Source organism: Methylophilus sp. 5 (assembly GCF_000515275.1).
Lineage (GTDB): Bacteria > Pseudomonadota > Gammaproteobacteria > Burkholderiales > Methylophilaceae > Methylophilus.
Genome location: NZ_KI911560.1, coordinates 608,908 through 621,976, shown reverse-complemented (window position 1 = coordinate 621,976; position 13,069 = coordinate 608,908). Strand labels below are relative to the sequence as shown.

Here is a 13,069-nt window from a genome sequence, read left to right as displayed (position 1 = left end):
AGCAAGCATGGCTTTTACCATTGAGTCGGTCGCGCAGCAAGTGCGTACCCTTTTGCTGGCCGACACAGGCCCGGCCGGGCGTGAGCGTGTACGCGTTTATCTGCAAGACGTCGTGTCTGATCAAGCGTTTGCCAGTGAGTATCTGGATGACGCCCAACCACAGCGCCGGGTGTTATATGAAGATGCGGAGTTAGGCTTTGCCATTTTGGGCCACGTCTTTAAAGAAGCCAGGAGAGCACCCCCGCACGACCATGGTGTGTCGTGGGCGATTTATGGCCAGGTGGCAGGCGTCACCACCATGGACGGTTGGGACGTGGTTGATGACGCTGAGCCAGATGGCAAGCCCGGTACAGTGAAGCTGCGTGATTCGATCGAATTAAAGCCCGGCCATGTGCGCGTTTATAACGAAAACGAAATTCATTCGCCACGCCGCGAAGGCCCGGCCAAATTAATCCGCATTGAGGGCAACCCTCACCAAAGCCCTCCCGGCCGCGTTTGGCAACCAGTATAATCAAATGGCTGTCAAACTAATGTTTAAACCCACTCAAGGATAAAACCATGTCAGAGCATATTTATAAAGTTGTTGAACTGGTCGGCTCTTCACCTATTAGCAGTGATGATGCTATTAAAAATGCCGTTGAGCGCGCGGCCAAAACCCTGCACCACCTCAACTGGTTTGAGGTGGTTGAAACCCGCGGACATATTGCAGATGGCAAAGTGGCACACTTTCAAGTCACGCTTAAAGTGGGTTTTAGAATCGAAGAATAATCATATCCAGTGTAGTGTATTGATCATGGCCCGAGCTTGACCCTCGGGCCGTTTTTTCAGCTATTTGAAATGCGTATCACGCCATTCAAGCCGCTCACTCTGACAAATTGTTTTTTATATCACCTAACAATTTGAGTAGCAGCTTGCACTCGTCTTCGCTGAGCCCTTGTACCGCCAGGTCAGACAACGCTCTTTCGGCTATTTTAAGGCGTTCAAATATTTCTCTGCCGGTTTGCGTCAGGTTCAGTCTCGTGACCCGTTTGTCTGCGGTATCGGCTTTGGCATCTAATAATCCTTTGGTGCGCACTTCTGTAATCAGTCGCGCAATTTGGGCTTTATCTTTGCCAGACTCCGCCACCAAATCACTCAGCGTCGCGTCTGGATGCCGCGCAAAGTAACCCAGCACTTTGTGCTGCATATGGGTCAGGTCGACGCCGCTGTCTTGAATCAAACGGTATTGGCGCGCGCGAAAGGTGTGCATCAGCCTATGGATCGTTTCAAAGACTTGATGCTTACCATCTAAATTATGGTTGACATTGTCTACTTTATTTGTCATCATGGTTGATATTATCAACTAAATTGATTGTGATGGAAATAGTCATGAGAGAACATCTGTTTGAAAGAGTCCGTTTTGAATTGCAACAACGACCTGTTGACGTGCTAAAAGTTGAGCAAACTAGCGAGGGGTTTGTCACGGTGACTTTTACCGGCCCTTTGCTGGCGCAATTCAATAGCTTGTCGTTCGATGACCACATCAAATTCATTTTTACCAATAGCAACGGTGAAACAATCAGGCGCGACTATACGCCGCGGAGTTTTAATAACGCAAAGCAAGAGCTCTCTATAGAGTTTGCATTGCATGCGCAGGGTGATGCCTCAGATTGGGCTAGAAATGCAAAACCTGGTGATCAGGCTGTGATTGCTGGGCCTAAGGGCTCTATGATTATTCCCCACAGTTTTGACTGGCATTTGCTAGTCGCGGACTCTTCGAGCTTGCCAGCGCTTGCCCGCAGAATGGATGAGTTACCCTTGGCAACCCATGTGATTGCATTGATTCATGTTGAGCACGAAAGTGATCAGCGCGCATTTGCTCAATACGCCGGCAGAACCGTTCAATGGTTTGATTCACATCAGCGCTTGATCGACACAGTCAGCACCTTACAGTTGCCAGCAGGCGAAGGTTTTAGCTGGGTTGCCGGAGAGCACACTTTTGCTTTGCAAGTGAGGGATATTCTGCTTGAACAGGGGCAGCCAAAAGAACGCATGAAAGCGGCTGCTTATTGGAAACAAGGTACGGTTGATTTTCACGAGAAAATCTAATCATTCTGAGGGGCTGAGTGTCTACTATTCTAGTAAATAAAAGGCATCTTCTATTGCCACGATATGCCAGCCTTCGCGTTGATAAAAGCGTAATGCTTCGCTATTAATCTTAAATACTCGCAATTTCAAAGTGCTATGTTTGGTTTGGCTTTCCTCTAGCAGTCGGCGTAAAACAGTAGAACCAATTCCTTTTGAACGATGTTTCTTATCTAAAATAAACATCCTCAAGTAGTCATGACTCTCTGTTTCCTCTAACTGATAATAGCCAATGACAGCACTGTTCAATTGAATAACGTTGGTCGAGCTTGTTGTTAAAGACTTGGCGAAATCATGCTTTTGCCAATCCTCATCCCATCCCCAAATTCTTTCAATGTGCGCTTTCATAGCATCGACATATATGTCATAAATTAAAGAGGATTCTTCAGGCGTTGAAGCACGAGTTTGAATCATCATTTACGCCAATCTGGGGTATAAGTTTCCACAATGCTATGACTTGTGCCGCACTTGCGATAGATACATCGCGTTCTTCGCTCACGCCTCCAAACAAAACAACAATTCTTAAATTAGGCATTCTCAAGTTCCAATGGGCAGCATGTGAGATTCAGTTAATAAAATAGTTTAATCTTCAGTCATTAATCTATTCTTTTTAGGATCAGACTCCCCGATTTATTCCATATACCATCATCTTCAATTTTGCACTCTCTGTTATTCACGGTTCTGTTGAAGTAAGCATTGGCTGTATGAGTGTCTGTCTTGGTGATATTGAATGTCCAAGTTTCGACCCATAGGCAATTAGCATCTCTTCCTGACTTTGTTTGATAGACGACAGCATTGGTATCATTGGGATAAACTAAGAAATAGTCTGTGTATTTGTCCTGCCAAAATCTCTGCCATTTATTTGATTTCCATTGATATATCAACCCTCTGCCATCCAATATCTCAATTTTGAATTTTCTAGTCCCTGCGTAAATTTCTTCTTGATCTATTTGTACTCCGTTCAAACTTAGCAGTTCACCAACCCACGTGCCATTAAATTGGCTTGGATTAGGTTTGGAATTCATATGAGTATGTGATGGGTTTAAGTTAGCTGATGTCTGTGTTGCTGCACAACTTGATAGCATAAAAACACATGCAATGACAGAAATTATTTTTTTCATTTTTAAAGTGGTGTAAAACGTGATTCGTATTGGGTTCGTTGGTATATGGAATATATAAAAACCATTGGAATCAATGTGCTAGTTTTGTTTTTTAGGCAAATAGTCATGAATTTTTAGTGTTTGTTTTTGTGAACATCCAATACAAAATCCGTCGACAATTCTGCAGTTAACTGGCTGGTCGATTCCGTCGCCAACCCATGGTCGCCAATCACAATCGCTGCTCTGGCAGCACCGCCAGCACGAGCAAGAAAGCTATATAAGGTTTTCGGCTGGCAGGCGGAGTCTGCGTCACCGGCAATCCACAGAGAGGGGCGTGGTTCGCTGTTAATCTCAGGGTACAGTTGGTCGGCGGTAAAGCCTTCTTTGCTGCAAACAGGCGTCAGTTGCAAAATGCCTTTGAGCGTTGGGTCGGTGCGAAAGACTTGCCAGGCGATGACTGTGCCACGGGATTTACCACCGACAATAATGGCGTTGCGATTGACACGTTTATCTGCTTTTGCCAACCCAAGCACAGTGGTGAAGTCTTCAATTTCTGCTGAGCGGTCAGTGTCAGAAGGCTTGCCGTTTTTGTCTTTGACATAAAACGCCCATTCAAAGCGGAACACGGCGATATTGTGTTTCAATAACTCACTCTCTACGACCTCATTGATTTTTTGTTTCATGGTGCCGGTGCCTGGCCCCAATACAACCGCAGGAAAAGGGCCCGCGCCTTCAGGAAAGTTGGCCGTCACAGTAATAGGTGCACCGCGCGGTGTGGTGATCGTGACTGCATCCGTGGCTTGTAATGGCAGGCTGAGCAAGCATGCTGCGGCCATGAATAGTTTTTTTAATCGCATTTTGAACAGGCTTTCGGCAATGGCCGTGATTGGCAAAACGGACTGCGCTGCAGCCCGTTTTAGTTTGCCGGTTATTTATTAGGTTGCGGTGTGAGGCGTAAATAAGGCTTCACTGTTTTATAGCCTTTTGGAAATTTACTCTCGAGCACGACCGGGTCGGTGATTGACGGCAAAATAACCACATCCTGGCCGTCCTCCCAGTTGGCTGGTGTGGCCACGCTGTGGTATTCGGTCAGTTGCAATGAGTCAATCACGCGCAGCAACTCGTTAAAGTTACGCCCCGTGCTGGCCGGGTAGGTGAGCGTGAGGCGGATTTTTTTGTGCGGGTCAATGATAAACACTGAGCGCACGGTGGCTGTTGTGCTGGCATTGGGGTGAATCAGGTCATACAAAGCTGAGACTTTACGGTCGGCGTCGGCAATGATTGGAAACTGCACATCTGCCGCTTGCGTTTCATTGATGTCCTGGATCCAGCCATGATGCGATTCGACCGGGTCTACCGACAGTGCAATCGCTTTCACATTGCGCTTTTTAAACTCAGCGGCCAGTTTGGCGGTGGCGCCGAGTTCGGTGGTGCACACCGGTGTGTAGTCGGCCGGGTGTGAGAACAAAATGGCCCAGCTGTCGCCCAGCCACTCGTGAAAAGAAATCGGCCCCTGGCTGGATTGTTGCGTAAAGTCCGGGGCGATGTCACCTAGTCTGAGTGTCATGATAAAACTCCTTTTGATTCATATGGTTGTTCGGTTGTGGGGACGGGTATTGCATCAGCGCGCCGTCCTAATGACAGTGGGCACGGTGTAGTGCCATACCTGCTTTGTCCAAGATCAGTTCGATATGGTTAAAGCCAGCCCCTGTCAGGGCGGATTGTTGTTCAAGGATGGACATGTAGAGTTCGGTGTTGTTCATGCCACCTGTGTCGGTATGGTGATCGCAGACCAGGTAGCTGCCATGGTCGTTTAGCAGGCTTCTTGCTTGCCTGTGCAGGGTGCTGGCACGTGATTTATGGCGTAACTCATGCACCGCTTGCATGGTCACGATAAGGTCAAACTGGCCTAGGCCTTGCACCCAATTGGGGTCAAGAAAGTCTCGTTCTATAAATCGAATTGGTTTATTTGTTGAGTCTAGCGTTACATTCAGCCGTTGTTTGGCTAATGCGTGCATGGCAGGTGAAGAGTCCAACGCGATATATTGGCACTGTGACAATGTGTGTAAGAGGTGCTCGGCCAGGAAACCAGGACCAGAGCCTAGCTCTAAGATGCGTATGTTTTTTTGTGGCGCCTGTTGTCGTGCAATGTCGGCAAACATCGCAATAAATTCAGTCCGCACCGAGCGCTTGACGAGCGCTGTGCGTGCCCATTCCTCGGCATCGGCGGTTTGCTTTAAGTCGATAGGGCTGGGGATTTCGGCAATCATGTGTCATGTCAGATTGAGTGTGGGGAAGGCAACAGGTATTTCCAGCTGGCAATACCTGTTGATCTGCGCTAATACATTAAGCCGCTTTTTTCTTCAGGCGGAACACTTCTGCCAATGGTGCCGGGTCGATCCAGGCGTTGACATCAAAGTCACCTTTAAGAAAGCCCCACTCAAGCAAAAAGTTTTTGTAGCCTTCGAGCGCGGCAATTGAGTCTGCATCGAGATTAGTGCCTTGGTGCAGGTGCACGTCGTTGCCATAGGCTTTGCGTACCCATTCGTCAGTCGAGCCAGATTCTTTGGCAATGTAGGCCACGGTTTCTGCTTCATGTTTGGCAGACCATTCAGCCACGTCTACGATACGGCTTAAAAAACGTACTACCAGGTCCGGGCGGTCACGCAGCAAGGCCGCATCCACCGTGATCGGGCGTGGGGCGCTATTGTTAGCTCTGACTTTTGGGTCCGGGTGGTTACGTACGTCGTAAATAATAGTGACACCATGCTTGTCTACGCTTTCGTAGCCGCGCGCGCCTTTGACGTAGATGGCATCGACTTCACCATTCTTTAACGCTTCATATTCAGGGGCATAAGCCACGCGTGTGCCTGATGACCAGCCAATCGTCGGCGCTTGTTTTTCAACTGCAATATCGACCAGCTCAACATCTTTTGAGGTTAAACCGGCAACTTCCAGCGTCACGACAATGCCACGCAAAGCACTGGCGCGCTGGTGGTCGATGCTGATGTCATTTTTAGGCAGCGCGATACGTTTGCCTTTGAGATCTTCTGGTTTGGTAATGCCTGAGTTTGGCAGCGTGACAATTAGTTGTGCTTCGTCTACCCAGTTAAGGCCGATCACTTTTGTATCAGTGCCTCTGGCCTTGGCCCAAATGGCCGGCACATTACCGCCCTGGCGAAAAGAGTGTGGCAGGCTGTGGTCGTAGTGTGACTCCAGCAACTCTGGGTTTTGGGTTTCTTGCAGGGTGTTGATGGTGATGCCATCTTGCACAAATTCGCTACTGATCCAGCCTTCGCGCGCGGCGAGGCCTAACGGGGTCGGCACTGGGCAGCGGGTATACCAAATGCTGTCAATCTTGTTATTTGCGGACATGCTTGTCTCCTGATAGTGAGTGAATACAACTTGGGAACTCAATCAATTGCAGGAAGCATGCCAGCAGTTAATTCTATTAATAATCAATAAGATACTTGTTTTTGTGTTGCTTGGGAGCGGACACTTTGTTGCCTGTGCAACATCCGCTCCCAGCTAACTGTTGGCTAGCCAGCATTAAGCGGCCACGGCCGCCTCAGAGGCTTGCTGGTAGGCTTTATATAGGCCCGAATAATGGCCATCTTGCGCGATCAGCTGACTATGCGAACCTTTTTCTACCACTTGGCCGTCACGAATCACAGCAATGGCATCGGCATCGCGGATGGTCGATAAACGGTGCGCAATAATAATCGCCGTGCGACCTTCGCATAAACGCCTGAATGCGGCTTGAATTTTTCGCTCTGTTTGCAGGTCAACGGCCGAGGTCGCTTCGTCCAGCACCAAAATCGCCGGGTTGGCCAGGTAGGCCCTGACGATGCACACTAACTGTCGCTGACCATGGCTCAGAAACGCGCCCAGTGGTCCTACTTGGGTGGCATAGCCTTGTGGCAGGCGCTCCAAAATTTCATCGGCGCCTAATTCTTTGACGGCATGTATCAGTGCCGCGTCACTGGCTTCTGGTGCGGCCAGGCGCAAGTTCTCTAGCACCGTGCCGCTAAACAGCACGTTGTCTTGTAACACCAGGCCGACTTTGCGCCGCAAGCTGGTTTGTGTGTAGTCTTTCACATTCACGCCATCGACCAGCACCTCGCCCGCATTCACTTCATAAAAGCGCGTCAGCAATTGCACAATGGTGCTTTTGCCATGGCCGGTGGGGCCTACAATCGCCAGCACTTGTCCGGCCGGGATTTCCAGGCTTAGGTCTTGAATCACATAGTGAGACGCATGTGCGTTGTACTTGAAGTGCACATTATTAAAGGCAACATGGCCGTTCACTGGCGGCAGTTGCGGTGTGGCGGGGTCAGTGATTTCCGGCTCGGTATCCAGCAACAAAAAAATCCGTTGGGCTGACGAGGCGCCCGTAGAATAACGTTCAAACAAGTCATTCAACTCTTGCAGCGGGCCTAAAAACAGTTGCACATAAAACAGGCTTTGTGCGATTTGGCCAACCGTCATTTCATGTTCGACGATGCCTAAACTGCCGGTGGCCAGCAAAAAGGCCATGCCTATGGTACTCAGCACTTGCGTCAGTGGTAAAAACCAGCTCGATCTGAGGTTGCCCTTGATTAAGGTGGTATTAAAGTCGTGCAGTAAGGCCCGGTAGCGCTGGGCATTATCGGCTTCAATCACGGTTTGTTTAATAATGCGTACGCCAGACACGGTTTCTACCAGGTGCGCGGTGAAGCGCGCTCTGGCCTCAGCCACTTTGGCCCAGTTTTTTTCTGAGATACGTTTAAATAACCAGGTGGCGGCAAACAGCACCGGCACGATGCTGGCCAGTGCCAGCAGCAGTTTGGGCGAAATGAGCCACAAGGCGACGCTGGCCACCACAAAGCGCAATAATGCTGACAGCAACTCAGGCGGGCCTTGAATCAGCAGTGGCTCCAGTGCATCAATATCACGGTCAGCACGCGAGATAATGCGCCCGGCCTTGGTCTGGTCAAAATAGCGCATGCTTAATTGTTGCAGGTGTGCAAACACCTGCACGCGCAAACTATTGAGAATATGCACCGCCGCGCTGCCAGACAAATACTGTGACAGCCCCGACACGCCAAAACGCACGATCCAGCTGATGCCCATGCCTAAGCTCATCCATACCAGTAATGGCGTATTGAGGACGATGCCTTGTGCCGACTGGATAAAGCCGTGGTCAATCACCTCGCGCAAAAACCAGGGGCGGATAAAAATAACGCCGACCAGCAATATCTCTAGCAAAATCACCGCCGTGACTTTGCCTGAGACTTGTTGGAGCAGGGGCAGTAAGCGCCAGAACATATTGCGGTCCAGGCTTTTTTTTGCCAGCGCCTGCTCAAGTTCAATGTCATTGAGGGCGCGTTCTTGTCTTAAGTTTTCAGCCATGTTGCACTCCAACTAAATCGCGGTAAGCGACATGTGTTTGTATCAGGTCTTCATGAGTGCCTTCGGCGATGATGCGGCCTTCAGCCAGCATGGCGACGCGGTCAGCCAGCAAAATGGTCGAGAGTTTGCTGGCAATGATGAGCACGGTGGTGTTTTTACCTGAGGTGTGGCGCAGGTTGCGGATGTTATCCAGCACCTTGCGCTCGGTGATTGCATCCAGCGCGCTGGTCGAGTCATCTAGCACCAGAATGGATGGCGCGGATAAAAATGCGCGTGCCAGGCTGATGCGCTGGCGTTGCCCGCCAGATAAGGTAATGCCGCGGTCGCCGATTTTGGTATGCAGGCCATCGCTTAATTTTTCCAGTACCTCGTCGGCGGCGGCGAGGTGTAGTGCCTGTAGCAGCTCTTCGTCAGTTGCATCGGGTTTGGCCAGGCGCAGATTTGCGGCCAGTGTGTCAGAAAACAAAAAGCTTTCTTGCGGCACCACATGCACAGATTTGCGCAGTTGTTGCAGGTCTAAGGTTTTCACGTCATGCCAGCCTGCCCAGGCCGAGCCGACCTCTACACTGCCGTGTTTTGCATCTAAGAGGCGCGGTAGTAATCCGGCCAATGAGCTTTTGCCGGCGCCGGTAGCACCAACAATGGCCACGGTTTCGCCCGGGCTGACCTCCAGGCTGCAATGATGCAAAATGGCCTGGTCACTGTTAGGCGCCTGGGTGGTGACATTGCTTAAACGAAAGCCCAGTGCCTGGGTTGCTAATGTGTGCGGGCCGGACAGGATATTCGGCGCTTCGTCCAGCAGCTCCCAGATGCGGGTAGCGGAGGCACGTGCATCAGCAAATACCTGCATGACGCGGCCTATGCCTTCTACGCGAAACACCAGGGCATTGGCGATGAGTAATGCGGCCACCAATTGACCAATGTTTAATGTGCCTTGGCTAACCAGGTAAGCGCCAAACGCCAGAATCCACACCTGGCTAAAGCCAATCACCACCTGCGGTAAAGGAATTCTTTGTGCCGCAAACGCCAGCGCGGTATGTGCATGCGTGATAAAGGTATCGACCAGGCCAGAAAAGTGTCTGGTACGTTGAGATTCCAGCCCAAAGGCTTTAATCACGCGGATGCCATTCACGCCTTCGCTGAGCTCCTGATTCACCTGGTCGTAAGCATTGCCGACTTCGCGGTCGAGGATGACCAACGTATTGGTATGTGTGACAAATAGCCACATGCCTGCGACAACCAGTAAGAGCGTCCCCAGGCCAAGTAGCGGGTGATAAATACTAAGTACAGCCACCGAGATCAGCACCCAAATGCTGGCTTCAAACACTTGCCGCCAAAAGTTGATCAGCGCGTCACGTACCTTGTCGGCATCGCGCGTGGTACGTGTCACAATTTCGCCGATGCCGTGTTGCCAGTGATAGGCCAAGTCTAAACGTTGCACCTGGTGCAAAATGCGTTCGCGCAAAATGTAGAGCAGCTCCTGGCCAATAATCAGCGACATCACGCCACCAATATATTGCAAGATGCCGCGAATCAGCGCGACGCCAACCAGCAGTGTCAGCCAGTGCCGTGCGTTGGAGTAATCCAACAGGCCTTGCGCGTTACGCGTGATAAATTCGCCAATGTGGATATACTGCACAATTTGGCCGACCAGCCAGAGTTGCCAGGCCATGCCTGCGTTGACCAGGATAAACAGCAGGGCGGTGAAGCTGAATTGCCACGGCATGTAAGCATACAAAGCCAGGCAGCGCAGCAACGGTTGTTTGAGCTTAAAAGCAAAGCGTGATGAAGGTGTGTGCACTCCATGCGCTTGTATATCAATATAGGACTTCAAGCAGTCCTCCTTTGTGGTGAGTCAATCAAAAAACGCCAGAACACACAAGGTGCCCTGGCGCTGACAAAGGTGTCTACAAATAGTTAGAACGCGGCTGCGAAAGATACCCCGACTGTTCTCACCGCACCTTGATAGAGGTTGTCGCCAAAAACGCCCTGTGCCGCACTGTATGAAGGGGTAGAGTGTTGCAGGTAGTGCTTGTCAAACAGGTTGTTGGCATAGGCGGTCACCGTATATTTGTTACCCGGTGTCACATATGAGATGCGTGCATTCACAATGGTGAAGGCCCCTTGCTCCAGTGCAGAGCGGTAGACGCCATTCGAATCAACCCCTTGCGGTGTGACAAAGTAATATTGTTTGGACAGGAAGCGTGCATCGCCACCGACCACTACTTTTGCACCGTTATCAACATGGAATGTGTAATTTGTCAGCAGGTTGGCCGTGACGTTAGGGGCGCGTACCAGGCGGTTGCCGTTAAAGTTGCCACCATTATTCAGGATTTCGGCATCTTCATATTTTGTGCTCAACAGACCGATGCTGCCATTGATAAACCAGTCATTGGTTGGCAACGCTTGTAATTCCAGTTCCAAGCCGTATGTTTTGGCTTGGTTCACGTTTTGCAAATAGGAGACGGTTGAGCCCGCTAATGCGTTAAAACCTACTACGTTCACCTGAACGTCTTGATAGTCGTAGTAGAACGCCGTCGCATTGAAGTTCAAACGACCTGCCAGCCATTCAGATTTATAGCCCAACTCGTAAGAATCCAATTGTTCTGGTTTGACCTGATTCACCGCCGCCAGGTTGGTTGCTGCCGTGTTAAAACCACCGGACTTGATGCCGTGCGCATACTTAAAGAATACGCGGTCTGTCGGGCTCAGCTTGAGTTCCGGTGTAAAGTCGTAACTCCAGCGATCCCATGTGGCTGAGTCGCTGACACTAAAGGTGCCGGAGGTGAGTGTCCCTGCTGGAGCGAATCCACCTGTATATGATTCCCACCAGCGGCCGAGGCTACTGTATGAACCAACACCAGTGGAGCCTCTACGATTTAAATCATACTCTTTACGCTCGCGACTCCAGCTTAAGCCCGCAGACGTGGCGAAATCTTCTGTCCAGTTGTATGTGGTGTTACCAAACAATGAAAAGCTAGTTGTCTCGTGTTTGAGAACGCTGTCATTGTAGGTAACGCTGGCACCTGAACCTGCCGTACTGGCGTTTGCGACCTGGGCGGCTGGCAGTTTGCCGGTTTGTGTCGCGCTATCAATATTTTCTCTAAACAGATGTACGCCAGCCAGCCAGTTCCATTGGTCTTCGCGTGGTGAGGTGATGCGGAATTCTTGCGATACCTGGCGTGTTTCACTGTCTACATGCTGGCGGGAAAGCTCAAGCGGTGTGTTGTCATTATCGCTTAAGGATTCATTTTTATAGCCCTCGAACCCGGTAATGGAGGTGAGTGCCAACTTGCCCACATTCCATTTGAAGTTGAGGTTGGCACCGGTTTGCGAGGTGTTGCTCCAGTTGTCTGCATTGGTGCTGACATCGTTATAACCGGTACTCGGTGCATAGCCACCACGTAATACGCCATTCGCGGCATAACTGTTGGTGTTGAGGATGGTGCCATCCGTTTTGTATTTGCGGTAATGCACATTCAACAAGGCTTCGGCATCGTCAGAAATCTTGCCCAATAATTGGCCGCGAATCGCACCGTCTTGCAAGCCACCATCTTTGGTGCCGTTAAAAATATTATTAAAGCGGCCATCAATATCTTCCTGGTAGACCGAAATACGTGCGCCTAAACGGTCTTCAATCAGGGGCACATTAAAGCCACCTTGCAGCACCTTGTCGTTAAACGTGCCGTAATCAGCCTTGATGTAGTCATCATTTTTGCCTTCTTTCAATGAAGGCTTTTGCGAGATGATATTGACTGCACCACCTGTCGTGTTTTTACCGTACTTGGTGCCTTGCGGGCCGCGCAGTACCTCTACGCGCTCCAGGTCAAACAGCGGGAAACCCGTTGCAGAGGCGTTGCTGATATACACTTCATCCTGGTAAAAGCCAATCGGGCTGGCCAGGTCAAGCTGTTGCTGGCCTGCACCAATGCCACGAATCCACCAGCGAGGGCGACCATGCTGCTGACCTACCGCAGTAGCGTTTGGCACATAGTTAAAAATTTCTTGTGCCGAGCGGCCTACGCCTTGGTCAAGCAGGTCTTTGCCTTTGAGCACAGTGATCGGGGTAGCAATCTTTTGCGCGTTTTCCTTACGTCTGTTGGCGGTGACGGTCACGCTGCCCAGTGCGGATTCTTGTGCCTGTGTTTCTTCAGTTTTTTTGCTGCCGTCATTATTTTCGGCGGTTTCTGATGTTTGTGCTTCCTGGCTTTCAACGACTTTTTCTGCTTCGGCCGCCCAGGCTGGGTTCAGCGCCAATGAACCGGCAAACGCGCTCAACACGGCCGCTTTGACGGTGCGTTGTTTCCATAAATTGCTCGGCTGTTGCGCGCCGATCGTGTCTCTAATTCTTTTCATAATGTTCCCTTGGGTTGAGATAAAGCACTTAACGAAGTGTTGCTGTCTCAAGCGCAGGAATCATGCCAGCCAATTAAATTTATTGTAACTAAATGATT

General features: G+C 50.2%; 13 protein-coding genes. 3 read left to right on the top strand and 10 right to left on the bottom strand.

Features of this window, described 5'->3' with window-relative positions; genetic code table 11:
* Positions 1 to 7: 7 nt before the first annotated feature.
* Complete coding sequence (locus METH5_RS0102800) at positions 8 to 511, top strand: hypothetical protein (protein ID WP_029147073.1); 504 nt, start codon at positions 8 to 10, stop codon at positions 509 to 511.
* A gap of 47 nt (positions 512 to 558) precedes the next feature.
* Positions 559 to 768 (top strand): dodecin, encoded by a 210-nt coding sequence (locus METH5_RS0102795; protein ID WP_029147072.1) that lies wholly within the window; start codon positions 559 to 561, stop codon positions 766 to 768.
* 94 nt (positions 769 to 862) lie between these two features.
* Here METH5_RS0102795 and METH5_RS0102790 read toward each other — a convergent pair whose 3' ends face one another.
* Positions 863 to 1,327 (bottom strand): MarR family winged helix-turn-helix transcriptional regulator, encoded by a 465-nt coding sequence (locus METH5_RS0102790; RefSeq protein WP_232410916.1) that lies wholly within the window; start codon positions 1,325 to 1,327, stop codon positions 863 to 865.
* A 41-nt stretch (positions 1,328 to 1,368) separates the two neighbouring features.
* On the opposite strand from METH5_RS0102790, the gene METH5_RS0102785 reads away from it, so the two are divergent.
* On the top strand, positions 1,369 to 2,088 hold the full coding sequence (locus METH5_RS0102785; RefSeq protein ID WP_232410915.1) for a siderophore-interacting protein: 720 nt from the start codon (positions 1,369 to 1,371) through the stop codon (positions 2,086 to 2,088).
* Between the two features lie 24 nt (positions 2,089 to 2,112).
* Here the strand turns inward: METH5_RS0102785 and METH5_RS0102780 are convergent, their stop codons facing one another.
* From METH5_RS0102780 to METH5_RS0102740, 9 genes are all read right to left on the bottom strand, one after another.
* Complete coding sequence (locus METH5_RS0102780; RefSeq protein ID WP_036307542.1) at positions 2,113 to 2,541, bottom strand: N-acetyltransferase; 429 nt, start codon at positions 2,539 to 2,541, stop codon at positions 2,113 to 2,115.
* 179 nt (positions 2,542 to 2,720) lie between these two features.
* The gene (locus METH5_RS0102775; protein WP_157381497.1) at positions 2,721 to 3,245 is read right to left on the bottom strand and encodes a hypothetical protein; all 525 of its coding nucleotides are present in this window, start codon (positions 3,243 to 3,245) and stop codon (positions 2,721 to 2,723) included.
* Positions 3,246 to 3,358: 113 nt separating this feature from the next.
* Positions 3,359 to 4,060 (bottom strand): alpha/beta family hydrolase, encoded by a 702-nt coding sequence (locus METH5_RS0102770; RefSeq protein ID WP_232410914.1) that lies wholly within the window; start codon positions 4,058 to 4,060, stop codon positions 3,359 to 3,361.
* Between the two features lie 92 nt (positions 4,061 to 4,152).
* Complete coding sequence (locus METH5_RS0102765) at positions 4,153 to 4,791, bottom strand: peroxiredoxin (protein ID WP_029147066.1); 639 nt, start codon at positions 4,789 to 4,791, stop codon at positions 4,153 to 4,155.
* Between the two features lie 67 nt (positions 4,792 to 4,858).
* A complete protein-coding gene (locus METH5_RS0102760) occupies positions 4,859 to 5,494 on the bottom strand; it encodes a trans-aconitate 2-methyltransferase (RefSeq protein ID WP_029147065.1) in 636 nt (211 codons plus the stop codon).
* A gap of 76 nt (positions 5,495 to 5,570) precedes the next feature.
* Complete coding sequence (locus METH5_RS0102755; RefSeq protein WP_029147064.1) at positions 5,571 to 6,599, bottom strand: ABC transporter substrate-binding protein; 1,029 nt, start codon at positions 6,597 to 6,599, stop codon at positions 5,571 to 5,573.
* Positions 6,600 to 6,773: 174 nt separating this feature from the next.
* On the bottom strand, positions 6,774 to 8,615 hold the full coding sequence (locus METH5_RS0102750) for an ABC transporter ATP-binding protein (RefSeq protein ID WP_029147063.1): 1,842 nt from the start codon (positions 8,613 to 8,615) through the stop codon (positions 6,774 to 6,776).
* Positions 8,608 to 10,449, bottom strand: a complete 1,842-nt coding sequence (locus METH5_RS0102745; RefSeq protein ID WP_036307538.1) for an ABC transporter ATP-binding protein — start codon at positions 10,447 to 10,449, stop codon at positions 8,608 to 8,610. The genes METH5_RS0102750 and METH5_RS0102745 overlap by 8 nt, the downstream gene beginning before the upstream one ends.
* A gap of 83 nt (positions 10,450 to 10,532) precedes the next feature.
* Positions 10,533 to 12,971 (bottom strand): TonB-dependent receptor, encoded by a 2,439-nt coding sequence (locus tag METH5_RS0102740; protein ID WP_029147061.1) that lies wholly within the window; start codon positions 12,969 to 12,971, stop codon positions 10,533 to 10,535.
* Between the last annotated feature and the right edge of the window lie 98 nt (positions 12,972 to 13,069).